This window comes from Streptomyces albireticuli (assembly GCF_021228125.1).
Classification (GTDB): domain Bacteria; phylum Actinomycetota; class Actinomycetes; order Streptomycetales; family Streptomycetaceae; genus Streptomyces; species Streptomyces albireticuli.
The window spans coordinates 1-23,779 of the sequence record NZ_JAJQQS010000016.1 but is presented as its reverse complement, the minus strand read 5'-3'; the positions used below and the strand labels follow the sequence as shown (position 1 = coordinate 23,779).

Annotated in this window: 23 protein-coding genes; 13 read left to right on the top strand and 10 right to left on the bottom strand. The window is 73.7% G+C overall.

Annotated elements, in window-relative coordinates; genetic code table 11:
* Positions 1-61 precede the first annotated feature (61 nt).
* Complete coding sequence (locus LUZ64_RS26065; RefSeq protein WP_095584515.1) at positions 62-1,504, top strand: FAD-dependent oxidoreductase; 1,443 nt, start codon at positions 62-64, stop codon at positions 1,502-1,504.
* 119 nt (positions 1,505-1,623) lie between these two features.
* Here LUZ64_RS26065 and LUZ64_RS26060 read toward each other — a convergent pair whose 3' ends face one another.
* Positions 1,624-1,980, bottom strand: a complete 357-nt coding sequence (locus LUZ64_RS26060; RefSeq protein WP_143593439.1) for a hypothetical protein — start codon at positions 1,978-1,980, stop codon at positions 1,624-1,626.
* 251 nt (positions 1,981-2,231) lie between these two features.
* Between LUZ64_RS26060 and LUZ64_RS26055 the strand changes: the two genes are divergently transcribed.
* The 3 genes from LUZ64_RS26055 to LUZ64_RS26045 all read left to right on the top strand — a co-directional run bounded on the left by LUZ64_RS26055 (position 2,232) and on the right by LUZ64_RS26045 (position 7,173).
* Positions 2,232-2,909: a response regulator transcription factor gene (locus LUZ64_RS26055; protein ID WP_095584517.1), complete on the top strand. Its 678-nt coding sequence runs from the start codon at positions 2,232-2,234 to the stop codon at positions 2,907-2,909.
* 228 nt (positions 2,910-3,137) lie between these two features.
* On the top strand, positions 3,138-4,301 hold the full coding sequence (locus tag LUZ64_RS26050) for a serine hydrolase domain-containing protein (RefSeq protein ID WP_095584518.1): 1,164 nt from the start codon (positions 3,138-3,140) through the stop codon (positions 4,299-4,301).
* A gap of 274 nt (positions 4,302-4,575) precedes the next feature.
* Positions 4,576-7,173 (top strand): SpoIIE family protein phosphatase, encoded by a 2,598-nt coding sequence (locus LUZ64_RS26045; RefSeq protein WP_232398850.1) that lies wholly within the window; start codon positions 4,576-4,578, stop codon positions 7,171-7,173.
* Positions 7,174-7,180: 7 nt separating this feature from the next.
* On the opposite strand, the gene LUZ64_RS26040 is transcribed toward LUZ64_RS26045, so the two are convergent.
* The 3 genes from LUZ64_RS26040 to LUZ64_RS26030 all read right to left on the bottom strand — a co-directional run bounded on the left by LUZ64_RS26040 (position 7,181) and on the right by LUZ64_RS26030 (position 8,796).
* Positions 7,181-7,585 carry a rodlin gene (locus tag LUZ64_RS26040; protein ID WP_095584520.1) on the bottom strand — a complete coding sequence of 135 codons (405 nt, stop codon included), beginning with the start codon at positions 7,583-7,585 and terminating at the stop codon, positions 7,181-7,183.
* 173 nt (positions 7,586-7,758) lie between these two features.
* Positions 7,759-8,229 (bottom strand): hypothetical protein, encoded by a 471-nt coding sequence (locus LUZ64_RS26035; protein WP_095584521.1) that lies wholly within the window; start codon positions 8,227-8,229, stop codon positions 7,759-7,761.
* Positions 8,230-8,358: 129 nt separating this feature from the next.
* Positions 8,359-8,796 (bottom strand): hypothetical protein, encoded by a 438-nt coding sequence (locus tag LUZ64_RS26030; RefSeq protein ID WP_095584522.1) that lies wholly within the window; start codon positions 8,794-8,796, stop codon positions 8,359-8,361.
* Between the two features lie 167 nt (positions 8,797-8,963).
* Here LUZ64_RS26030 and LUZ64_RS26025 point away from each other — a divergent pair, with 167 nt between their 5' ends.
* Both LUZ64_RS26025 and LUZ64_RS26020 read left to right on the top strand, forming a co-directional pair.
* Positions 8,964-9,872, top strand: a complete 909-nt coding sequence (locus LUZ64_RS26025; RefSeq protein WP_095584523.1) for a phytoene/squalene synthase family protein — start codon at positions 8,964-8,966, stop codon at positions 9,870-9,872.
* A 340-nt stretch (positions 9,873-10,212) separates the two neighbouring features.
* Positions 10,213-11,523, top strand: coding sequence for a vanadium-dependent haloperoxidase (locus LUZ64_RS26020; protein WP_232398848.1), 1,311 nt, complete (start codon positions 10,213-10,215; stop codon positions 11,521-11,523).
* A 34-nt stretch (positions 11,524-11,557) separates the two neighbouring features.
* Here LUZ64_RS26020 and LUZ64_RS26015 read toward each other — a convergent pair whose 3' ends face one another.
* Complete coding sequence (locus LUZ64_RS26015) at positions 11,558-12,523, bottom strand: isopenicillin N synthase family dioxygenase (RefSeq protein WP_095584524.1); 966 nt, start codon at positions 12,521-12,523, stop codon at positions 11,558-11,560.
* Between the two features lie 214 nt (positions 12,524-12,737).
* Between LUZ64_RS26015 and LUZ64_RS26010 the strand changes: the two genes are divergently transcribed.
* Complete coding sequence (locus LUZ64_RS26010; RefSeq protein WP_232398846.1) at positions 12,738-13,739, top strand: Lrp/AsnC family transcriptional regulator; 1,002 nt, start codon at positions 12,738-12,740, stop codon at positions 13,737-13,739.
* Between the two features lie 51 nt (positions 13,740-13,790).
* Here LUZ64_RS26010 and LUZ64_RS26005 read toward each other — a convergent pair whose 3' ends face one another.
* The gene (locus LUZ64_RS26005) at positions 13,791-14,204 is read right to left on the bottom strand and encodes a hypothetical protein (RefSeq protein WP_095584525.1); all 414 of its coding nucleotides are present in this window, start codon (positions 14,202-14,204) and stop codon (positions 13,791-13,793) included.
* 391 nt (positions 14,205-14,595) lie between these two features.
* On the opposite strand from LUZ64_RS26005, the gene LUZ64_RS26000 reads away from it, so the two are divergent.
* The 4 genes from LUZ64_RS26000 to LUZ64_RS25985 all read left to right on the top strand — a co-directional run bounded on the left by LUZ64_RS26000 (position 14,596) and on the right by LUZ64_RS25985 (position 17,970).
* Positions 14,596-15,888 carry an aromatic acid exporter family protein gene (locus tag LUZ64_RS26000; protein ID WP_095584540.1) on the top strand — a complete coding sequence of 431 codons (1,293 nt, stop codon included), beginning with the start codon at positions 14,596-14,598 and terminating at the stop codon, positions 15,886-15,888.
* 149 nt (positions 15,889-16,037) lie between these two features.
* Complete coding sequence (locus LUZ64_RS25995; RefSeq protein WP_095584526.1) at positions 16,038-16,706, top strand: hypothetical protein; 669 nt, start codon at positions 16,038-16,040, stop codon at positions 16,704-16,706.
* A gap of 116 nt (positions 16,707-16,822) precedes the next feature.
* A complete protein-coding gene (locus tag LUZ64_RS25990) occupies positions 16,823-17,278 on the top strand; it encodes a Crp/Fnr family transcriptional regulator (protein ID WP_095584527.1) in 456 nt (151 codons plus the stop codon).
* A gap of 170 nt (positions 17,279-17,448) precedes the next feature.
* Positions 17,449-17,970 (top strand): DM13 domain-containing protein, encoded by a 522-nt coding sequence (locus LUZ64_RS25985; protein WP_095584528.1) that lies wholly within the window; start codon positions 17,449-17,451, stop codon positions 17,968-17,970.
* A 90-nt stretch (positions 17,971-18,060) separates the two neighbouring features.
* On the opposite strand, the gene LUZ64_RS25980 is transcribed toward LUZ64_RS25985, so the two are convergent.
* The 3 genes from LUZ64_RS25980 to ligD form a co-directional block, all read right to left on the bottom strand.
* Positions 18,061-18,600: a hypothetical protein gene (locus LUZ64_RS25980; protein ID WP_143593440.1), complete on the bottom strand. Its 540-nt coding sequence runs from the start codon at positions 18,598-18,600 to the stop codon at positions 18,061-18,063.
* Positions 18,601-18,812: 212 nt separating this feature from the next.
* The gene (locus LUZ64_RS25975; protein WP_232398844.1) at positions 18,813-19,199 is read right to left on the bottom strand and encodes an SH3 domain-containing protein; all 387 of its coding nucleotides are present in this window, start codon (positions 19,197-19,199) and stop codon (positions 18,813-18,815) included.
* A gap of 115 nt (positions 19,200-19,314) precedes the next feature.
* Positions 19,315-20,403, bottom strand: coding sequence for a non-homologous end-joining DNA ligase (ligD, locus tag LUZ64_RS25970; RefSeq protein ID WP_095584530.1), 1,089 nt, complete (start codon positions 20,401-20,403; stop codon positions 19,315-19,317).
* A 118-nt stretch (positions 20,404-20,521) separates the two neighbouring features.
* On the opposite strand from ligD, the gene LUZ64_RS25965 reads away from it, so the two are divergent.
* Entirely contained in the window at positions 20,522-21,583 is a 1,062-nt protein-coding gene (locus LUZ64_RS25965) for an ATP-dependent DNA ligase (protein WP_095584531.1), read from the top strand.
* A gap of 44 nt (positions 21,584-21,627) precedes the next feature.
* On the opposite strand, the gene LUZ64_RS25960 is transcribed toward LUZ64_RS25965, so the two are convergent.
* On the bottom strand, positions 21,628-22,287 hold the full coding sequence (locus LUZ64_RS25960) for an NADPH-dependent FMN reductase (RefSeq protein WP_095584532.1): 660 nt from the start codon (positions 22,285-22,287) through the stop codon (positions 21,628-21,630).
* Between the two features lie 217 nt (positions 22,288-22,504).
* Between LUZ64_RS25960 and LUZ64_RS25955 the strand changes: the two genes are divergently transcribed.
* Positions 22,505-23,257, top strand: coding sequence for an SDR family oxidoreductase (locus LUZ64_RS25955; RefSeq protein ID WP_211305162.1), 753 nt, complete (start codon positions 22,505-22,507; stop codon positions 23,255-23,257).
* The last annotated feature ends 522 nt before the right edge of the window (positions 23,258-23,779 follow it).

Here is a 23,779-nt window from a genome sequence, read left to right as displayed (position 1 = left end):
CGGCCTTCCCCCGTCGTCGCCGGCACGCGCCGGCACCTCGCAGAGCAGGAGATATCCGCCCATGCACCAACCGCACAGAGCCGTCGACCGCTCGGTCCGCCACCGGCGGGCAGTGGTCCTGGGCGCGGGACTGACCGGCATGCTGGCCGCCGCCGCTCTCGCCCCGCACGCCGACGAGGTCGTCGTCGTCGACCGGGACGATATGCCCGCGGGACCCGCGCCCCGCAAGGGTCTCCCGCAGGCGCGTCACGCCCATCTCCTGTGGTCGGGCGGCGCCCGTACCATCGAGAGCCTGCTGCCGGGTACCCACCGGCGCTGGCTGGAGGCCGGGGCGCGGCGCATCGCCCTGCCCACCGGTCTGGCGTCGCTGTCCCCCCAGGGCTGGTTACGCCGGTGGCCCGAGATGCAGTACCTCATCGCCTGCACCCGTGACCTGCTGGACCAGGTCGTCCGCGAGCGGGTCCTCGCGCTGCCCGGTGTCACCCTTCACCCGCGCACCGAGCCGGTGCGCCTCCTGGGGAGCGCGCGCGGGGTCACCGGTGTGCGCGTGCGCGACCTCGGTGACGGTACGGAGCGGGTGCTGGAGGCCGGTCTCGTCGTCGATGCCACCGGCCGCGGCTCGCGCGCGCCCCGGTGGCTGGCGGAGCTGGGCCTGCCGGAGGTCCGCGAGGAGGTGGTGGACTCCGGACTCGTCTACGCCACCCGGATCTTCCGCGCTCCCGAGGGCACGGAGGAGTTCCCCGTCGTCCACGTCCAGGCCGACTCCCGCCGGCCGGGCCCGGGCCGGACCGCCGTCCTGGTCCCCGTGGAGGACCGGCGGTGGCTGGTCACCGTCTCCGGCACCCGCGGCGGCGAACCGACGAAGGACCCCGCCCTCTTCGAACCCTTCGCACGGCAGGTCCGCCACCCCGTCATAGCCGATCTCGTCGCCGGTGCCGAGCCCCTGACCGGCGTCAGCGTCACCCGGGGCACCGTCAACCGGCGCCGCTTCTACGAGCGTCTGGCGGCCTGGCCCGCCGGCCTGACCGTCCTCGGCGACGCCGTCGCGACCTACAACCCCGTGTACGGACACGGCATGTCCGTCGCCGCGCACAGCGCCGCCGCCCTCCGCGCCGAACTGACCCGCCGCCCGCTGGACGACCCGCGGCTCGCCCGTCGCGTCCAGCGCGCCACCGGCAAGGCCGTCGACACCGCCTGGGCGCTGGCCACCGGTCAGGACATCCTCTTCCCCGGCGCCACCGGGGCCCGGCCACCGGCCGCGGCCGGTCTGCTGCGCGCCTACATGGACCGTGCCACGCTCACCGCCACCGGCCGCCCCTCCGTGGCGCGGGCCCTGATCTCCGTGATGACCCTCGCGACGCCCGCCACCGCGCTGGCGACGCCGGACATGGTCGTCGCGGTCCTGCGCGGCCCCGGCCGCCGTCCGCTGCCGGGCCCCCCGCTGACCGCCGCCGAACTCGCCTTCCGGCACGCCCGCACCCGCACACCGGCGATCCGGCCCTGACGCGACCGCGGACACCGACGCGGGCGGCCGGCCGTGCGTGGGGCGCGCCGCCCCACGCACGTCGGGCCCCCTCCGCAGGACAGCGAAGGGGACCCAACGACACGCGATTTGATGAAGCGTCAGTTTTTCGGGGCCTTGGCCTTCGGGTGCTTGAGCTTGTGGTCGGCCTTCGAGGTCTTGGACTGGACCGGCTTGGCCTGGGTCTGCTTGGACTGGGTCTGCTTGGACTGCGGCCGCTTCGTCTGCGGGGGCCTGACCCAGCCCTTCTTCACCAGTTCGTCGCAGTGCCACTTGGCGTGGGCCGGGGTCTCCCCGCGCTTCTTGGCGACGCGGAAGCAGTCCGCGTAGCGGAAGGGCGGCTGGTCGCCGCGCGCCTGGGGGCGGGACTCCGAGGCGGCCTCGGCCGCCGGGGCGACCGACGCGCCCACCCCGCCGGCCACGAGGGTCGCGGCGAGGACGATAGTCATCCGACGCACAGCACTTCTCCTTCTCCCACTCCGGAACACGATGCCCCGGACTCGTTCAGAGACGTCCCCCATGCTTCAACGGGGAGCGTCCGCCGAACAAGGCGACTCGCCACAACGAACCGGGGCACACGCGCACATAGCGGGAGGTCGCCCGGAACGGCCCGACGCGGGTCCGGCAGGGCGAATGCCCGGCGACAAGGTCCGCTCCGGCCGCCGCCACCTCACCCACCCCACCCGATACGACTGCTAATGTCCCAAAGGTGAGCGAAGGTGACAGATGCGTACCCCGTGTGCTGATCGTCGATGATCATCCGCTCTTCCGGGACGGCCTCAAGGCCGCGCTGGAGAGCTCGGGCGGTGCCGTCGTCGTCGCCCAGGCCGAGACCGGGGGCGAGGTCCCCGACGCCGTCGCCCAGCACGAGCCGGACATCGTCGTGATGGACCTCTCGCTGCCCGACATCTCCGGCATCGAGGCGACCCGGCGTCTGGCGCGGAGCCACCCGGATCTGCCCGTCCTGATGCTCACCATGTCCGACGACGACAGCAGCCTGCTGTCCGCGCTCCAGGCCGGCGCCCGGGGATACATCGTCAAGGGCGCGGGCTCGGAGGAGGTCCTGCACGCGGTGCGCACCGTCGCCGCCGGCGGCGCCGTCCTCGGTTCCGACATCGCCACCCGGCTGACCACGCTCCTCACCGCCAACCCGCACCACCACACCGAGCACCTCTTCCCCACCCTCACCACGCGCGAGATCGAGGTCCTCGAGCTCATCGCCCAGGGGCTCGACAACCGGCACATCGCCCGCCGGCTCGTCCTGTCCGAGAAGACGGTCCGGAACCACATCACCCATATCTTCGACAAGCTCCACATCAGCACCCGCGCCCAGGCCGTGGCCAAGGCCCGCGACGCCGGCCTCGGAAACCCGGAGCAGGCTTCCTGAAGCCGCGGGTCACCCCTGCCCGGAGCCCCCGGCGCGTACGTGGCGCACTTGCGCGCCCCCTATCGGCCGCTCGCGGCGAACCCCTCGTTTCCGGTCGGCATCTCGCACCCGAAGGAGGAGGTTTGACAGGGAAACGGTGATTTCCTCCACCCCTGGTGACGATCATTGACGAGGTGACCGCGCCGCGGCCCCGCGGCCGGCCCGAGCATGAGACACCTGGGGAGAGTGATGGGGTTGCGCACGGTACGAACCACCCTGGCCGCGCTCGCGGCGGCCGCGCTCGCGGGAGCGGCACTGTTGGCACCACCGTCGGCGAGCGCCGCGCCCCCGCGCCCCGCGGCCGCGGACGGCCACCACCGGACACAAGCGGCGATGGACGCGGCCGCCGGCGCGGGCGTCCCCGGAGTCCTCGTCCGCGCCCGTGACACGAGGGGCGCGTGGTGGAATTCGTCCGGTGTCGCCGACATCCGCACCGAGCGGGCGCCCACCGCGCCGGACCGGTTCCGGGCCGGCAGCATCAGCAAGACCTTCGTCGCGACCGTGGTCCTGCAGCTGGCGGCCGAGGGCCGGCTGAGCATCGACGACACGGTCGAGAAGTGGCTTCCCGGGGTCGTCCGGGGGAACGGCAACGACGGCCGTAAGGTCACCCTCCGTCAGCTCCTCAACCACACCAGCGGGATCTTCGAGTACACCGGCGACCCCGCGGCCCACGGCCGCGGCATGGAGTATCTGGAGCACCGCTACGACTCCTGGAAACCCCCGCAGCTCGTCGCCCTCGCCATGAAACACGAGCCCTACTTCGCCCCCGGCACCGACTGGGCATACGCGAACACCAACTACGTCCTGGCCGCGATGACCGTCGAGCGGGTGACGGGGAACCCGTACGAGACCGAGATGCGGCGGCGGATCCTCGAACCGCTCGGCCTGCGCGCGACCTTCCCGCCCGGGACGGACAGCGCGATGCCCGCACCCGCGGGGCGGGCCTACACCGCCTTCCCCGACGACCCCGACCGGAGGATCCACGACGTCACCGAGTTCGATCCCTCCCTCTTCTGGGCGGACGGAGACCTGGTCACCAGCGCCGGCGACCTCGACCGCTTCTACACCGCGCTGCTGCGGGGCGAGCTGCTGCCGCCCGCGCAGATGAAGGAGATGACCACGGCCCACCCGCTCCCGGGCGACGGCCCCTTCACCGGGTACGGCCTGGGGCTCGCCCGGTACCGGACGTCCTGCGGTACTGAGCTGTGGGGACACAACGGCAGCGTCCCCGGCACCCAGGCCACCGCCTTCGCCACCCGTGACGCGGAGCACCTCCTGGTCACCTACTTCAACACCAACGTGTTCATGCTGACGTCGCGGGCGGACGACATCCTCGACGCCGAGTTCTGCTGAGCTCTCCCGGCCCCGGCCACCGGCTCCCCGGCCGCTCCCACCCGGTGTGATCCGCGTCTCGTCGCGGTGCGCGTCGTTCGCGCCGGGCCAGGGCCCGGGGTAGACATGGGACATGGCCCGTTTCCGGGACCGCTCCCCGGGATCCTCGGGCCGCAGGTCCGCCGGTCGGCGCCCAGGCGGCCGGGGAGAGCGGCGGCAGGGGCGCCGGGGCCCGCGCGCGCTGTCGGCGGGGCGCCTCCGGTCCGCGGCCGGCAGCCGCAGCCTGGCCGGGCAGATGTTCCTGCTCCAGGTGCTGATCGTGCTGCTGATCGTCGTGGCGGCCGTGGTCACCCTGCTGCTCCAGGCCCGGAGCGACCGGTTCCAGGCGGCGCGCGACCGCTCGCTCGCCGCCGCCGAGGCCTTCGCCCACGCGCCCGGCCTGGTGCAGACGCTGCGGGGCCCCGACCCGAGCGCCGTGCTCCAGCCGCTGACCGAGGAGGCCCGTGCGCGGGGCGGGGTCGACTTCATCGTCGTGACCGACCGTGACGGAAAGCGCTATACGCACCCCAGGCCGGACCTGATCGGCCAGCGGTTCATCGGCACCATCGAGCCGTCGCAGCGGGGCCGGGTCACCGTCGAGAGCGTCGACGGCCCGCTGGGCGAGGAAGTGCAGGCCGTGGTGCCGGTGCAGGACGACCGCGGCACGGTCGTCGGTCTGGTGTCTTCCGGGATCAAGGTCAGCGCCGTGAGCAGCGCCTTCGACCGCCAGCTGCCGGTCGTCCTCGGCGCCGGGATCGTCGCGCTCGCGCTGGCGACGGCCGGCACGGCCCTGGTCAGCAGGCGGCTGCGGCGCCAGACCCACGGCCTCGGCCCGGCCGAGATGACCCGGATGTACGAGCACCACGACGCGGTCCTGCACGCGGTGCGCGAGGGCGTGGTCATCGTGGGCGGCGACGGCCGGGTCCTGCTCGCCAACGACGAGGCGCACCGCCTCCTGGACCTGCCCCCGGACGCGGAGGGGCGCCCCGTCACCGAGCTCGGCCTCGACCCCCGGATGGCCGAACTGCTGGCCTCCCGGCGTGTCGCCACCGACGAGGTCGTCCCGGTCGGGGACCGGCTGCTGGCGGTGAACAACCGCCCCACGGACCGCCAGGGCGGGCCGCCCGGCAGCGTGGCCACCCTGCGGGACTCCACCGAGCTGCGCGCCCTCGCCGGGAAGGCCGAGGCCGCGCGGGGGCGGCTGCGGCTGCTGTACGAGGCGAGCGTCGCCATCGGCACGACCCTCGACGTCGAACGCACCGCCGAAGAGCTCACCCGGGTGGCCGCACCCGGGTTCACCGACTACGCCACCGTCGACCTCTCCGAGCCGGTCCTGCGCGGCGAGGAGCCCAAGGCGGGCACGGGAGGCGAGGCGCCGGAGCTGCGCCGGGTGGCGCTCAACGGGGTGCGGGACGACCATCCCCTGTACCGGGCGGGCGAGCTCGTCACCTTCGCCGCTCCCACCCCGCAGGCCACGGGGTTCATCAGCGGGCAGCCCGTGCTCGTCCCCGACCTGGGGAACGCCGCGGGCTGGCGCACCCAGGACATCGAGCGGACCCAGGCGGTCCTGGACTACGGCTTCCACTCCCTCATCACCGTGCCGCTGCGGGCGAGGGGCGTCCTCATGGGGATCGCCAACTTCTGGCGCACGCGGGACAGCGAGCCCTTCGAGGAGGACGACCTGTCCCTGGCCGAGGAGCTGGCGGCGCGCGCCGCGGTGTGCATCGACAACGCGCGCCGCTACACCCGCGAGCACGCCATGGCGGTGACGCTCCAGCACAGCCTGCTGCCCCGGGGGCTGCCCGAGCAGAACGCGCTCGACATCGCCTACCGCTATCTGCCCGCGCAGGCCGGGGTCGGGGGCGACTGGTTCGACGTCATCCCGCTGCCGGGCGGCCGGGTCGCCCTGGTCGTCGGCGACGTGGTCGGCCACGGGCTGCACGCCGCCGCGACCATGGGCCGGCTGCGGACGGCGGTGCAGAACTTCTCCACCCTCGACCTGCCGCCCGACGAGCTCCTCGGGCACCTCGACGAACTCGTCGGCCGCATCGACCAGGAGTCGTCCGCGGGGGACGGGGAGGCCCCCGTCGCCGGCGCGACCTGTCTGTACGCGATCTACGACCCGGCGTCCGGCGGCTGCGCGCTGGCCCGCGCCGGGCACCCACTGCCCGCGCTGGTCCACCCTGACGGCAGGGTGGAGTTCCTGGAGATCCCCGGTGGTCCGCCGCTCGGCCTGGGCGGTCTGCCCTTCGAGGCCGCGGAGCTGCGGCTGCCCGAGGGCAGCAGCCTCGTCCTCTACACCGACGGCCTCGTCGAGGACCGCAAGCGGGACATCGACGTCGGCCTGGAGATCCTCGGCGAGGCCCTGGCGGCGCCCGGCCGGGCGCCCCAGGAGACCTGCGAGGCGGTGCTCGCCGCCCTGCTGCCCGTCCGGCAGAGCGACGACATCGCCCTGCTCGTGGCCCGCACCCGCCTTCTGGAGCCCGACCGCGTCGCGGAGTGGGAGGTGGCCTCCGACCCCGCGGCCGTGGCCGGGGCGCGCGCCGACGTCACCCGTCAGCTGAACCGGTGGGGCATGGACGAGGCCGTGTTCACCACCGAGCTGATCCTCAGCGAACTGATCACCAACGCCATCCGGCACGGCACCGGCCCGATCCGGGTGCGCCTGCTCCGTGACCGCAGCCTGATCTGCGAGGTCTCGGACACCAGCAGCACCTCACCCCACCTGCGCTACGCGGCGGCGGAGGACGAGGGCGGCCGCGGCCTGTTCCTCATCGCCCAGCTCGCGGAGCGCTGGGGCACCCGCTACACCCCGGAGGGCAAGGTCATCTGGGCGGAACAGCCGCTGCCGTGACCGGGGCTCAGCCCTTGCGCGTACTGTTCCCGGAGCCGTTGCCCGCGGCGAGCGCGATCTCTTCGAGGAGGTGCGCGAGCGGGTCGTCGCCGTCGCTGATCGTGGAGTTGTCGGTGCACTGCTGCTGTTGCTGCGACGTGAGGATCGGCACGTCCTGGACGCCGACGTTGATGAGCAGGGCGAGCGACTGGACGCCGAGCTTCCCGACGCCGATGCACAGCTTGTTCAGGCTGTCGGAGACCCCGCTCATCTGGGGGCTCGTCTTTCCGCCGGTCGCCGTGTTCCCGTAGCCGGTCAGCGCCCCGTTGCCGTTGGCGACGTCGTCCCTGTCCCCGACCGCCATGGCGGGGGCCGTGGCGACCGCGGCCGCCGTGGCCGTGAAGGCGACTGTCGCGAGGACCTTGTTGAGCACGTGCGTGCCTTTCGACCGAGGGGTTCCGCCGGAGCGGATGGCGACCTGAGTAACTCGGACGGGAGGGCGAGGTTCCGTCACCTCACCCGTTCGCCCCACCGGTCACTTCCGGAGGCCGTCTCCGTGTGATTTACCGGCCTCTGTGCGAGGCACCGGCGCCGCCCGCCGGCGCGTCACCCGCGGGTCATGACGAGGCTGTACACACAGAGGCCGACCAGGGCGGTCATACAGGCGATGACCAGCCAGGACCCGAATCCCGTGTGACGTTCCTCGCGCGCGCGGCGCGGCTTCGCCGAGGCGCGGGGACGCCCGGTCCTCGCCCGTCCCGGCGCTCCCGGCGCTCCCGGCACGGGGTCGGCCGCGGTCTCGGCGAGGAGGCGGCGGCAGGCCGCGGCGAGTTCGGCCGTGCCCGCCGAGAGGGGCACGACCGCCTCGGAGCGGGCCGGGGCCGTGGTGCCGCCGTCCAGGATGCGGCCCGCGCGGACGAGGATCTCGTCGTGCCCGCCGGTGGGGGCGAGGCTGATCCAGCGCCGTACGTGCTCACCCCGGATGACGACCTGCCCGGCCCGGTCCCGGTACACGATGTGCTCGCGCCACAGGACCTTGGCCAGCTCCCCCGCGGTCTCTCTCAGACTCGTCCGCACGCCTCTCCCCCTCCATTGCCAACAATTCGAACAAACGCTGCATTCTAGTGTGCGGGCCGCGTCTGTTCACAAGGCGTCAGGGGACGGGCACGGGGCGGCGGTCGCCGAGGACGGCGGCGCCCCTCCGGGTCAGCGCGCGCAGGTGATGTCGTAGAGCTTCATCGGCTTGCTCGCGTCCAGGCCGACGTACGCGGTGAAGTGGCCGTCGGGGCTTCCGTTCCACCGTGTGGTGACCGTGGACCATCCGACCCCCGCGGACTGGGCGGTGGTGACCTTGCCGACGGAGATGCCCCGCGGCTCGTTCTGCGCGCACAGCAGCAGGTCGTAGTCCTTGGTCTCCGCCGCCTTCTTCCGCAGCTCCGGAGTGACCTTGTGCTCGCGGTCGTACCGGCTCGGGCCGTGCTGTCCGTAGAAGCCCACCAGGAACGACCGGACCTGCTCGGCCGTGTACTGCTTCTTCGGGTCGGCGGCGGCCGGCGCCGCGTCGGCGAACCCGGCTCCCAGGACGAGCGTGAGCGCGCTTCCCGCGGCGACGGCCGCGGAACGCAGGCGAATGGACCGGGTCATGGGTGACCTCCTCTTTCCGCTTCGCCCATACAGACTCGGGAGCGTGGCGGATGGTTGCGGGGCGGGCGCCCCGGGGCCCGGCCGGTACCACCGGCGCGCGGCCGGGCGCCGCGCGGGCACCGGATAGGCTCGGTCCGCTCAGCACCACTCGCAGGAAGATCTCGCCCATGCGCACCTGGGACCGGACCCTCACCGCCGCGGGCGTCGACGACCCCGCGCTGCGCGACGCCTACACCCGGCAGCGCACCCTGGTCTCCGCCTACCGGCGCCACGCCTATGTCGCGGTGCGGCTGTTGCTGCCCCCGGTGCTCGTGCCGCACGTCATCGCCGCCACCGCGTTCATGCACCACACCGACTCGCTCCTCGACGCGAGCCCGGCGGGACCCGGGGGCGGCGACGATTACGCGGCATGGGAGAAGGAGGTCCACGACGGGCTGGCGACCGGGGAGAGCGCGCATCCGGTGCTCCGCGCGCTGCTGCACACCCTCTCCGCCCACCCCGGGCTGCGGCCCCACGTCGAGGAGTTCCTCACCGGCGCGCCCCTGGACCGGCACTTCACCGGCTTCGCCGACGAGGCGGGCTACCAGGCGTACGTCGACGCGTACTCACTGCCCGCGTTCATGCTCATCGCCTGTCTGCTGCTGGCGCCGGACGCCGACGCGGCCGACGCCCGGGCGCTCTGCCGCGCGTACATCGACGGCAGCCAGCGCCTCGACTTCGTCAACGATCTCGCCGACGACCTGCGGGACGGCCGGCTCGCGGTCCCGGCCCGGGACATGGAGCACCACGCCGTCTCCCGGGCCGACCTCGAACACGCCCGTGACACCCCGGGGACGCGCGCGCTACTCCACGACCACCTGGGCCGGGCACGCCGTGATCTGCTGACGAGCCGGCGCCTGCCCGACCTCGCCCCGCCGGCCTACCGCTCCTTCATCCGGGCGGCGATCGCGCTGGAGGTACGTACCGCCGACGCGGCCGCCGCCAAGGGCACCGGCCTGCTGCGGGGCTCGGCGCGGCCCTCCGTCCGGGCGGCGCTGCGGATCCTCGTCCGGGAGTACCGGCGGCGCGGCCGCTGACCGGACCCGGCCCGCACCGGCCGCCCTGCCGTGAGGGCCCGGTGCCCTCGACGAGTTCGCCTCGGCCCCCTCAGCCCCGCACGGCACCTCCGGGCGCGTCCGGCCCAGCCGTTCTGTCGAACTGCGACGGCCCCCGTCCCTCGTCCGGGTGATCTCCGACCGCGCCGGAAGGCGCGGGCACACGGCGGGGCATATCTCGCTGGCGGAGAAGGGGCGGAGGGACCCCGGGCGGGCCGCCTCACCGTGCCGACCGCGCCCTTCTTCCCTCTTCCGCCGCGTGGTTCCGCAGTCGGTCCGGTCGTACCGGTGCGCCGCCGCACCGGGGTGTGAAGGAGGCTCCGTGCAGGGCAAAGGTTCCGTCTCCGCTCCGTCCCGTACGGCCGCGAGAGCCGTCGTCGCCGGTCTCACGGTGTGCGCGCTGATGGCCGCTCCCGCGGTGGTGCGGGCCGGGGCCACCGGGAACACTCCGGCGAATGACCCGGCCGGGGAGGCCGTCGCGGAGTGGAGCGCCACCGCGGTCGCCACGGTGGAGACCGACGCCAAGCGGCCCGTGCCCGAGACGTTCCTCTGGCACGCCTTCGTCTCCACGACCGTGTACAACGCGGTCGTCGGCATCCGGGGCGGCTACGCCCCCTACCGGTGGAACGGGCACGCGCCGCGCTCCGCGTCGGTCCCGGCGGCCGTGGCCACGGCCGCCCACCACGTGCTGCTGGAGTACTTCCCCGCCTCGAAGTCCCGGCTCGACACCGCCTTGGCCGCCTCGCTCGCCAAGGTCCCCCAAGGGCGCGGAAAGGACGAGGGCGTCGCCTTCGGCGAGCGGGCCGCCGCGCACACCATCGCCTCGCGGAAGAACGACGGCCGTGGCGCCCAGGTGGGAGGGGCCTCTTCCACCGATCCCGGCCCCGGCGTCTGGCGGCCGACCCCGCCCGCCCACGAGGCGTTCGCCACCGCCTGGATGGGCAGGACGAAGCCACTGATGCTCAAGGAGCCCCGGCAGTTCCGGCCCGGCGCGCCGCCCTCGCTCACCTCCGCCCGCTACACCAAGGACTTCAACGAGCTCAAGTCGATCGGCCGGAAGACCGGCTCGACCAGGACGCCCGAGCAGACGGACACCGCGATGTTCTTCTCGGGCAACATGCACTTCCAGGAGGCGCTGCGCGACACCGCCGCCCGGCGCGGCTTCGGCGTCGCGGAACAGGCCCGGCTGCTGGCCGGTGTGAACTCCGCGATGGCCGACGCGATCGTCACCGCCTGGGACTCCAAGCTGCACTACCGGACGTGGCGGCCGATCACCGCCATCCACGAGGCGGCCACCGACGGCAACCCGGCGACCGCCCCGGAGCCGTCCTGGGAGCCGCTGATCGTCACGCCCCCGCACCCGGACTACCTCAGCGGGCACGCGACGGTGGGCGGGGCGCTGACCCGGTCGTTGACCATGCTCCTCGGCACCTCGCACATCGACTTCCGCGTCCGGTCGGTGGTCACCGGCACCACCCGCACCTTCGCCGAAGCCGACCAGTACAACCGTGACGTCGTCAACGCCCGCGTCTGGGAGGGCATCCACACCCGCACCGCCGACACCGTCGGCAACAGAACGGGGCAGCGGCTCGCGGCCTGGGCTCTCACCCGATACTTCCGGCCGGCGCGCTGAGGCCCGTGGTGCCGCCGGAGCGGTCGTCCGGCGGTCACCTCAGGGAGATCTCGGCGACCTTGGACCGGACGTAGGCGCGGGCCGTGACCGGAGGGTGGCGCACCCGGCCGACCGGGGCCGGGAGCGACTCGACGACGGTGTGCGGATCACAGTCGTAGAAGTAGACCAGGGACATCAGCTCCTCGGACGGGGCGTCGGCGGGCGGGGCCGGTACGCGGTGGCGGCCGGAGCGCCAGCGGTCGCCGGTCCAGCGGGCCATCAGGTCACCGATATTGACGGTGAGCGCCTCGGGGTCGTAAGGGGCGTCCTGCCAGCCGCCGTCCTCGGTGTGGACCTGGAGTCCGCCCTTGCCGGGTTGCCGGTCGAGGACGGTGACGGTGCCGAAGTCGGTGTGCGGGCCGACCCGGAACTGGCCCGGCCGCGGTGCTCCCGTGGTGGCGATGGCGGGATACCAGTTGAGGGTCAGGGTCCAGTCGGGGCGCGTGGTGTGGCGGGTGAAGAAATCGAGCGGCTGTCCCAGGGCCGCCGCCAGGAGTTCGAGCAGTTCGTCGGCGAGCGCGCGCATGGACCGTACGTACCGCGCGAGCAGCGGGCGCAGCGCCGGGGACCGGGGCGGCCAGACCTCCGGCAGCAGTCCGGGTTCGGGGCGCTCGGCGGCGTCGTCGTACGGGCCGGGGGCCACCGACCAGGTCTCCACCAGGTCGGGCGGTGTCGGCACGCCGTCCGCCCGGCCGGTGGCCACCGCTCCCGGACCGCTCCAGCCGTACTGACCGGCCTCCGCCAGGAACGGCCGCTTGTCGCCGGCCGGCCGGTGGAAGAAGGAGCGGGCCGCGGCGCGGATCCCGGCGGGCAGGTCCCGGGGGACGCCGTGGCCGGTGACGAGCAGGAAGCCCGCCCGTTCGAGTGCCTGGTCGACGGCCGTGGCGAGGCGCTCGCGGCTCCGGCGGTCACCGGACCGCCACTGCGAGAGGTCGATCGTGGGAATGGTGGGAGTGCTCATGCTGCCCTTCTCCTCCTGGTGCTTCCGCGTCCGGGGTGGTGGAGCGGTCGTCCGGCCATGGTCGTCCGGGAGGCGGGCGCCACCCAGCCGTCCGCCGGGAAACGGGCGGAACAGGCGTTTCCGGCCGGTGGGGCGGGAGAATGCGGCAGGCCGCGGGCGCGGCCGGGTACCGTCCGACTGTCGTCGGGTCCTGTCGTGGAGGGCGCGGGACGGCGTGAACCCACGGGAGGACACGGTGACGGGGTCGGGCACTCTCGACGCTCTGGAACTGGGGCTGTTACAGGCCCTCCAGCTCGACGGACGGGCGGCGCTGAGCCGCATCGCGCAGCGGCTGGGCGCCTCGGAACGCACGGTGGGCCGCCGCTACGGCCGGCTGCGCGCGATGGGCCTGCGCGTCGTCGGCCAGCCCGTCCCGGCCCGGCTGGGAATGACCCGTTGGCTGCTGCGCGTCCACTGCGCTCCCGACGCGGCGGGCGCGGTCGCCCGGGCCCTGGCCCGCCGGCCCGACACCAGCTGGATTTCCCTCGCCTCCGGGGGCACCGAGCTGTACTGCGCCCTCACCAGCGCCACGCCGGACGACCGGGACGCCCTGCTCCTGGAGAAGCTGCCCCGCACCCCGCACCTGACGGATGTCGGCGCGCACTGTCTGCTGCGCCTCTTCACCGACGTCACCAGCACGTGGTACGCCGACGGCGTCCCGTTCGGCCGGCCGCCCGGGGGCGAGCACGGTGTCCCCGCGACGGCCCCGGAGCACCCCGGGCATTCCGAGCCCTTGGCCCTGGACGCCACCGACCGTGTCCTCCTGGCCGAGCTGGCCAAGGACGGCCGGGCGGGGCTGCCCGAGCTCGCGGCGGCCACCGGCAGGTCGTCCTCCAGCGTCCAACGCCACCTCGAACGCCTCAGGGCCCAGGGCGCGCTGGGCTTCTCCGTGGACTTCGCGCCCCGGCACTTGGGCTACGACCTGATGACCCACCTCTGGCTGCGGGTGGCCCCCGGCGAGGTCTCGGCCGTCGGGCGCGCCCTGGCCGCCCACCCCGAGATAGCCTTCGCGGCCGCCACCACCGGTCCGCACAACCTGGTGGCCACCGGTGTCTTCCGGGGCGCCCACGACCTCCACCACTACCTCGACGACCGGGTCGGCTCCCTCCCCGGCGTCCGGTCCGTCGAGACGGCCCCCATCCTCCGCGAGGTCAAACGGCTCGTCGCCGGGGGCTGACGGGGACCGGCGGGGTCCGCCCGCGGGACCCGCCGGCGGTCCGCACCGGGGTCAGTGCAGTTTGGAGCGGCTTCCTTCGGGGCGGGTGGACCCCCGGCTGCGGCGCCGGGCGCCGACGACGGCGTCGGCGGGTTCCTTGTCCATCCACTTCCTGGCCCGGGTCCAGGCGCCCTCTGCGTACAGGCGTCGCAGGGCCCGGGGGATGCGCGCGGCGGCGCGGCGGCAGGCCGTCTCACCGCAGTGCAGCGGGGAGGCGGTCGTGCCCAGGGGGTAGGTCATGGTCCGGGGGGGCATGTAGACGCATCCGCAGATCACACAGGTGAAGACGGGGCGCATGGGTTCGGACGCCTGGTCCGGGGCCGCTCCGGGCCGCCGCCCGGAGTCGGTGGCGGGCTCGGGGGCGAGCTCCGGCGCGGGCTCCGGGCCGGGCTCGGGGTCGAATTCGGGATCGGGATCGGGTCGCACGGGAACCTCTTTCCCTCCGGCTAGCCGGACGTGCTGCCTGTGCCGCCGCAGAGAGTGCAGACGAATAGCTGGTGTGGGTGACCGGCTTCTGATGGCCGTTCTCATCGGTCTCGACGCTGTATTCGATCTTCGTGGTGATGCCTTCGCCCTCGCAGGCCGCGCATATCTGCTCCTGCTGTCGCGGCATCAGCACTCCCAATCACCAGTCCGAGGGGCCCGAGGCACCCGAGGATAGCGAGGAGTGCGCCGCCGTCACACCCCGCGACCGGATCCCCGGTGGGCTCGTCACCGGCGGGCGACGGTCCGGGCGGCACGGGGCACGCCCGGTCGGCGACCACGCGGGTGGCACGGCTCCCCGTACGTATCCGTGGCGCCGTGGACCGGGAAGGGGCTGGAGGTGCAGAAGGCGCTGAAGAGACGAGGGCTCCCCGACCCGCTGACGACGCTGGTGCGCCGGGGCCGGGAGCCCACGGTGGTCCAGACCGTACGCTCGACCCTGGCCGCGGTGATCGCGTACGTGGTGGCCCTGTGGCTGAGCGAGGAGCCTGCCCCGCTTACGGCGCCGCTCACCGCGCTCCTCGTCGTCCAGGTCACGCTCTACTCCACGCTGACCACGGGGATCCGCCGGGTGAACTCCGTGGTCGCGGGGGTGCTGATCGCCATCGGCTTCAGCGTGCTCGTGGGGCTGACCTGGTGGAGCCTGGGCCTGATCATCCTGGCCTCGCTCGTCATCGGACGCTTCGTCAGGGTGGGCGAGTTCGTCCCCGAGGTCGCCATCAGCGCCATGCTCGTCCTCGGCGTCACCCGGGTGGCCGAGACCTCCTGGGACCGCGTCCTGGAGACGCTGATCGGTGCGGTCGTCGGGCTGCTCTTCAACGTGCTGCTGGTCCCGCCCGTATGGGTACAGCCCGCCGGCGAGGCCATCGAGGACCTCGCGCGGCGCATGCGCGGGCTCCTGGAGGACATCGCCGAACAGATCAGCGGGCACACGCCCGTCGCGGAGGCGGCCGCCCGGCTGCACCGGGCGCGCCGGCTGGACCACGACATCGTCGAGGTCGACGCCGCCCTGCGTCAGGCGGAGGACAGCCTCCGCCTCAACCCCCGGGTCAAGGAGGGGGTGCTCCACCGCGTCGTGCTCCGTACGGGCCTCGACACGCTGGAGATCTCGGCGGTCGTCCTGCGCGTGGCCACACGCACCCTGACCGACCTCGCCAAGCAGCGGACCCGCGAGACGCTGTTCCCCGCCGATGTCGCCGCGAGCCTCCAGGAGGTCTTCGGCCATCTCGCGCGGGCGGTGGAGAGTTTCGCCGTCGTCATCACCAGCCAGGTCACCGCCAACGCCGAGCAGGCCGAGACCCGTCTCGCGGAGGAGCTCGCCACCGCTCGTACCACCCGCGACCACGCGGCCGACCTCCTCCTCCACCAGGTGCTCGAACACCCCCGTCAGTGGCAGCTGCACGGCGCGCTGCTCGCCGAGATCGACCGCATCCTCGACGAGCTCGACATCCAGAAGCGCACCCAGCGGCTGGTGGAGGAGCTCGACCGGCACACCCGCCGGCATCACGACCGGCACCGCACGCTCGCCACGCTCAGGAGGCACCTCCGTCGTCAGGACCGGAGGGGCGGGACCGGGGAGTCGGACGGAGGCGGCCCCGCGGAGGGATCCGGCCGGACTCCTTCATGACGGTCCGTCATTTTTAACTGGCGGTACGTCAAAACTACGTGGACGTACCCCGGATGGACCTTCTCGGATTGCGGGGTACCGAAGGTGCCCGCACGGTGATCAGACGATCCCGCGGCCCAAGAGGACCCCGGCCCGAAGGAGTGACCCCCATGCACCTCCCCCGCCGAACCACGCTTCTCGTCTGCGGGACGCTGTGCGGCGCGCTCGCCGTGACCACCGCCGCCACCGCCCGGCCTCCGGCCGGGGCGCCCGCCACCGCCGGGGCGTCGGCGGCGCCGCCGGCCGAGGCGCGGGTGCCGACGCCGGAGGCCCTGCGCAAGGCCGCCACCGAGGGGGCCAAGGCCATCGACTCCAACGTCTACACCCGGTCGGCCCGCCGGATCACGGACGAGTGCGAGCAACCGCAGGCCGGTGCCGCGAAGCCCGGTCCGTCGTGCGCGAACGTGAAGAAGCACCTCGGCGCCCTCGCCACCGCCCGCGCCTCGCTCGAACAGCAGTCCCGGGCCGCCGCCCCGGACCTCACCGCCGTCACCACGGCGACCACGGACGCCGTCGCCGCCACCGCGCACCTCGCCAAGGACGGCGTGACCCCGGGCGCCCGGGCCGGTGCCCGGGCCACTACCCGCTCCGGCGCCCGGGCCGCCGGCGGACCCGTCGCGCGCTCCGCGGGAGGCTCCGTCGACGGCGCCAACGGGTCGGACGGCCTGCTGTCCGTCGTCACCAGGCTCGTCAGCGGCCTGGTGAACACCCTCGGCGGGCTCGTGAGCGGGCTCGACGGGCTCGTCGGCGGGCTGCTCCGGGGCCTTCTCGGCGGCTGATCGCGTTCCCCGGCGCCTCCGGCGGCCCGGGAGGCCCGGGGTGACTCGGGATGCCTCACCCGTCCGGCCGTGGCTCAATGGACGTACCAGGTCGGCGGGGGCTAGGAGGCTCGGCCATGTCCAATGCCACGAAGTTGCTCCGGACCCTTCCGACGGAGTACCGGGACCGCTTGATGACCCTCGCCCGGGAGGTCTCGTTCCCCGAGGACACCCGGATCTTCGAGGAGCAGGGCAGGGCCGACCGTTTCTGGATCATCAGGTCCGGGGCCGTCACGCTCGACCTCAGGGTCCCGGGCCGGCGGGTCGCGGCGGTGGAGACCCTGGGCACGGGGGACCTGCTGGGCTGGTCGTGGATGTTCCCGCCGTACGAGTGGGGGTTCGGGGCGGAGGCGCTCAGCCCCGTACGGGCCTACGAATTCGACGGTGCGGAGGCGCGGGCGCTGTGCGAGGAGGATCCGGCGCTCGGGTTCGCCGTCGTACGCGCCGTCGCCGAGATCCTCGGGCACCGCCTCAGAGCGGCCCGCACCCGGCTGCTGGACCTCTACGTACCGCACAGTTCCGGCCCGTCGTGACCAGGTGCGACCGGTCATGACCGTGCGTAGCAGCCCCTCGGCGCCGCGCGGGGGAACCGGCACCGCCCGTAAGAACCGGACGTAAGACTTTCGTCATCTGTTTCCCGGAGTACCCACCGCGTCCCCGCCCGTTGGCATGGCTGAAAGGCACATGGCTTCGGGAGGCTGGAATGGGACGCGTACGGCGAATGCTGAACAGGCGGGTCGTGATCGGGGTACTGCTGGCCGGGGTGCTGGCGGTCGGCGCGGGCGTGGTGTGGTTCCAGCCGTGGAAGCTGTGGGTGGACACCACGGTGCGCGAGGCCGCCCCCGTGGCGGCGGAGGCCGGGTCCCGCGCGCCCCGGACGCTGGCCGTCGGGGAGCTGATCAGCCACGAGCACACGACCACCGGGAAGGTGCGGGTGCTGGAGCTGCCGGACGGGACCCGCACGCTGCGGGTCGAGAATCTGGACACCAGCAACGGACCGGACGTGAAGGTGCTGCTCAGCGACGCCCCGGTGAAGGAGGGGCGGGCCGGCTGGCACGTCTTCGACGACGGGGCGCACCGGAGCCTGGGATCGCTCAAGGGGAACAAGGGCGATCAGAACTACGCGCTGCCGGCGGGGCTGGACCTGGAGCGGTACGGGAGCGTGAGCATCTGGTGCGACCGGTTCGACGTGTCGTTCGGGGCGGCGAAGCTCACGCGCGTCTGACGCGTCCGGGCGGATCCGGTCGCCGGGGCGACGGACAGGGGCCGCCGCGCGGCAGGAAGGGGCGGCCGATGAGGCCGCCCCTTCCACGGCCTAGCCCGTCGTCACCTCCGTCGTCGCCGCCACCGGTGCCGTCCCCGACACCACGCACTCGACCGTCACCCCGAACACGTGCACCGACGCCTTCCCCGGCGCGAAGGTCGCCGTGCCCGCCGCGTCGAGCTTGACGGCGGCCTTGCCCCCGGTGACCTTCACCGCGGTGCCGCTCGGGACGACGGCCGCGTTGGTGAAGCCGGTGGCGGTCACGCTGCCGGAGGCCGCGCCGCCGAGGGTGATGCCCAGCTCTCCCGTCACGCTCCTGGCCGGGAGGGTGAGGGGTGCCTTGATGCTGGTGGTGACGTCCACCGAGAGTTCGGCGGTGCCGCCCACCGGTACGCTCGCCGGGGCGGTCATGGAGATCTGTACGGGCTGGACGCCGCTCGGGGCGCCCGGGCCGGCGCAGGTGTAGCCGACGGACACGGTGGCGGCTCCGGCCGCCGGTGCGGCCAGGACGGCCAGTCCGGCCGTCACAGCGGCGACGACGGCCGCTGCCGTCGTCGTCCGCCCTCGGCGCGGGCTCGTGGACGTACTCATCGCGTGCTCCCTTCCGGTTCCGGGGCCGTGGGGTGCCGGGCGGAACCGAGAACAGGAAGAATGACGTGGACACGTCATCAATGGCACGTGGTGGTGCGGAAGTCAACAGACGGGGAGGCGGTTCCGGTCGGCGTCCGGAGGGCCGCGCGCGGCAAGACGGGCGGGCCGGGGCTGATGCGCCCGGCCCGCCCGTCGGTCACCGCCGAGGAGGGTCACCCCATGGCGGCCCGCGTCTTGGGCGCGTTCTCCGGCACGCCGCGGTTGACGTCCTTGCACAAGGGAACGGCGCCGGCGGGGGTGATGTACGTCGAGTTCACCCAGGTGGCACGGTCCCGCAGCAGGTACCAGACGTTGTTCCCGCCGATGTTCTGGGCCCGGACCTTGCACCGCAGCCCGACCTTGACCCCGCGGAGGAGCGTGCTCCGCACCGAGGAGTCCGTGCTCGGGAAGTGACGTTCGTTCACACCCGACACGCTGACGACCGTGCCGCTCGGCCGGGCCGGCACCGGAGCCGACTGGGCCGGTCCGGCGGCGAGCACCGCCCCGGTCAGCGCGGCGACCGTTACGGCCATGCCACGGGCCACCAGTGTCTGGGTCATTGCAGCTCCCTCGTCCTACGGAGTGGTCAACGCACAGCCCACGTTTCCACGGGACGAATGCATATAAACCTCCCGCGAACCCGTACGGCTCCCCGGACGCGGCCCTCCGCGGCGCTCAGCCGGCGGTCGCTTCCGGCCCCTCCCCGGGCCCGTCGCTCCCCGCGGACTTCTTACGGGCTCCCCCTCCGCCGGCGCCCTCCTTGCGGGCCCGGCTGGGCTGGACACGCTTCGGCTCGCCCTTCATCTTCGGGTGCTCCGGCGGGTAGGGAAGGTCACCCAGACCGTGCTCGCGCTCGTCCCGGTCGGCCAGCTCCAGGGCCGCTTCCAGGCCGCAGGGCTCGTCACCCATTCCCGCGTGCACATCACCCACCTCGGCGTACCGCGCCGGCATGCTGCCCAGGTCGAAGTCCCGGGGCACGGCGCCGGGCACCTCCTCCCACGTCAGCGGGGCGGAGACCGGGGCGTGCGCCCGCGGGCGCACGGAATAGGCGCTGGCGATGGTGCGGTCGCGGGCGGTCTGGTTGTAGTCCACGAACACCTTCTCGCCGCGCTCCTCCTTCCACCACGCCGTGGTGATCGTCCGGGGCGACCGCCGTTCCAGCTCCCGCGCCACGGCGATCGCCGCGCGCCGCACCTGCGTGAACGTCCACCGGGGCGCGATCGGCACGAAGACGTGCAGGCCGCGCCCGCCGGACGTCTTGGGCCAGCCCGTCAGCCCCAGCCCCGCCAGCACCTCGCGCAGATCGAGGGCGGCGCGCACCGCGTCCGCGTAGTCGGTGCCCGGCTGCGGGTCGAGGTCGATGCGCAGTTCGTCGGGGTGGTCGGTGTCGGCGCGCCGCACCGGCCAGGGGTGGAAGGTCAGACAGCCCAGGTTCGCCGCCCAGAGCACGGCCGCGATCTCCCCGGGGCAGATCTCGTCCGCGTACCGGCCGCTGGGGAAGGAGATGCGCCCGGTCGGGATCCAGTCGGGGAGGTTCTTCGGTGCCCGCTTCTGGAAGAACGACTCGCCGCCGACGCCGTCGGGGTAGCGCTCCAGGGTGGTCGGCCGGTCCCGCAGCGCTCGGACGACACCGTCGGCGACGCTCAGGTAGTAGGACGCCACGTCATATTTGGTGAAGCCGCGTTCCGGGAAATAGACCTTGTCGGGGTGGGAGATCCGCACCGTCCGCCCGCCCGCAGAGAGCTCCACCGCGTCACCGCCCATGTCCCCACGCTAAGCGCGCCTCCCGTGCCCCACCACTCGCGACCGGCGGCGGGAAGGCGCGGGCCCACGGGCGGCTCCCGGCGGGCGAGGGCGCCGGGGAGCCCGCACAATCGCGGTCATGGAACTCCCGGTGATGCCCCCGGTGCGGCCGATGCTGGCCAAAACGGCTTCCGCGATTCCGCCCGGTATGCAGTACGAGGCGAAGTGGGACGGCTTCCGGGCCGTCGTCTTCCGCGACGGCGACGCCGTCGAGATCGCCAGCCGCACCACGAAACCGCTGACCCGCTATTTCCCCGAGGTCGTCCGGGCCCTGCGGGCACAGCTCCCCGGCCGCTGCGTCGTGGACGGCGAGATCGTCGTCGTCCGCGGGGGACGGCTGGACTTCGACGCCCTGCTCGAACGCATCCACCCGGCGGCCTCCCGCGTCGCCCGTCTGGCCGAGGAGACGCCGGCCTCCTTCATCGCCTTCGACCTGCTGGCGCTCGGCGACGATTCGCTGATGGACCTGCCCCAGAGCGCCCGCCGTAAGGCCCTGGCCGCCGCGCTGCGGGACGTGTCGGCCCCGGTGCACGTCACCCCCGTCACCGACGACCTGGACGTCGCCCGGGCCTGGTTCGAGGAATACGAGGGCGCCGGCCTGGACGGCGTCGTCGCCAAGCCGCCCGGCCTCCCCTACCGGCCGGGCGAACGCGTCATGACCAAGGTCAAGCACGAGAGGACCGCCGACTGCGTCCTCGCGGGGCTGCGCCTCCACAAGAGCGGGCCCGTCGTGGGCTCACTGCTGCTCGGACTCCACGACTCCGCCGGGCGGTTGCAGCACGTCGGCGTCTGCGCCTCCTTTCCGATGCGCCGCCGCCGGGAGCTGATGGAGGAGCTGGAGCCGCTGCGGATGACCGACGTCCACGGTCACCCGTGGGAGCGGTGGACGGACCCGGACGCCCAGGCCGGCGGCCGGCTGCCGGGCGGGCCCAGCCGCTGGACCGGCACCAAGGACCTCTCCTGGATCCCGTTGCGCCCCGAAAGGGTCTGCGAGGTGGCCTACGACCACCTCCAGGGCGACCGCTTCCGCCACACCACGCGGTTCCGCCGCTGGCGCCCGGACCGGGACCCCGCCGACTGCACGTACGCGCAGCTGGAGGAGACGGCGCGCTACGACCTGGCGGACGTCCTCGGCCTCTGAGGAACGGGCCTGCGGCGAAGGCCGCCCGGCACGCTCCGGCGCCGTCAGTCCTGGGCCCGCTGGGTGACGGGCGCGTCCGTACAGTCGCCGAGGAACTCGTACCACCGCCGCTGGAGGCATACGTACCGGGTGTCGGCCTCCACCAGTTGGAGGAACGCGGCCACGGACTCCGTCAGCCGCTGCTGGAGCGCGGGGTCGGTCAGGTCGCCCGCCTCGGTGAAGCCCTCGTGCGCCTTCGCCAGGCTGAACATGTCGGGGTAGACGCGGGCGCCGAGGTGTTCGAGCGGGATGCGCAGCGCCCACAGGCCGCGGTTGCCGCCGACCATGGACGGGGAGGCGGAGACCAGCAGCGCCTGCTTGTCCTTGAAGGGCTGCGGCCGGACGCGCGAGACCCAGTCGACGGCGTTCTTCAGCCCGCCGGGCAGCGAGGCGTTGTACTCGGGCGAGGCGATCACCAGTGCGTCCGCCCCGGCCAGCCGGTCGCGCAGGGCGAGCGCGCCCGCCGGGATGCCCTCGGCCGTCTCGGCGTCACCGTCGTAGACGGGCATGGCGAATTCGTCCATCCGGGCGAGGTCCGCCTCCGCACCGGTGCCCCGGATCAGCCGGGCGACGAGCGCCGCCAGCCGGGCGTTGAGCGAGTCGCCGCGCAGCGACGCGCCGAAGACCAGTACGCGGGTGGGGCCGGGCGTGGTGTCGTCGGCCATGGTCGGAGCCCTCCTCGGTGACCGTGCTGGCGGGGACGTCCGTACGTCCCCTCACAGCGTCCGGCCTGTGATCCGGCCGCGCACGCGGGAGGCCCCGGGGGCGGCGCGGATCAAAGCCGCGCGTCCGGCGAGCCGTGCCCGGTGGGCGGGTAGGGGGCTGTGGACGGCGTACGACGGGCGGGTGCGCCGGGACCCGCCGACGGAAAGGGGATCCACCGTGGAGATCGAGGGCTCGGTCGTGCTCGTGACGGGCGCCAACCGTGGGATCGGGCGGGCGCTCGTCGGCGAGTTCCTCGCCCGCGGGGCCGCGCGGGTGCACGCGGCGGCGCGGAACCCCGCGGCGCTGGGACCGGTCGTCGCCGAGGACCCGTCGCGTGTGGTCCCGGTGGAGGTGGACCTCACGGCTCCGGACACGATCGCCGCCGCGGCGGAGGCCGCGTCCGACGTGACGCTGCTCGTCAACAACGCGGCCACGCACGCGGTGGGGCATCTGCTCGAGATGGACCTCGCGCTCGTCGAGGACGTGATGCGCACCAACTACCTGGGGACGCTCCGCGTCCTGCGGGCGTTCGCTCCGGTGATCGAGCGCAACGGCGGCGGCGCCGTCGTCAATGTCATCAGCGTCGGCGCCTTCGGCGGCACGCCCGCGCTGGGCGGCTATCCCGCGTCGAAGGCGGCACTGCACTCGATGACGCAGGCCGTCCGGCAGGATCTCGCGCCGCGGGGCATCAGCGTCCACGGTGTCTTCCCGGGCCCGGTGGACACGGACATGCTGGCCTACGTCCTCGAACACGAGCCGCAGTTCGGCGAGGTGCCGCTGGCGACGACCGCGGAGGTGGCGCGTGCCACGGTCGACGGTCTCGCGGCGGATGCGGAGGATATCTTTCCGGACAGCTTCGCGGTGGGGGTGGGGGAGTTGTGGTCGAGGGATCCCAAGGCGGTGGAGCGGTGGCTGACGGAGTTCGGCTGAGCGCTGCCCTGCGGGCGGCTTTGTCCCCTACCCGCCCCTTCCCGAAACCGGGGGCAAGCCCCCGAGCCCCCTTCCGCGCTGACGCGCGGTGTCCTCAAGCGCCGGACGGGCTGATTTCGCCCGGTTCCGGGCAACGAATCAGCCCGTCCGGCGCTTGAGGACCGGGGTCCGGGGCGGAGCCCCGGTTCGGGAAGGGGCGGGTAGGGGAAAGGCCCCGCGCAGCGGCACCCCCACACACCACCCGCACCCCACCCCCACCCCTCAAGCCGGCTTCCGCTGCCCGAAAGACGGCGCCCCCTCCCCCTCACCCACCCCCACCGGCGCCAACTCCGCGTCCAAACCCCCACCACCGGCCCCACCCCCCGCACCCCACCGCCGCCTCATCAGCCCGGCCGCCCACACCCCCATCGGTCCCAGCGCCGTCACCAACGCCAGCACCGCCCACACCCGCATCGCCGGATACGCATGCCCCCACACCACCGACGCCACCAAACACAACCCGAACACACCCGCCCACCCCAA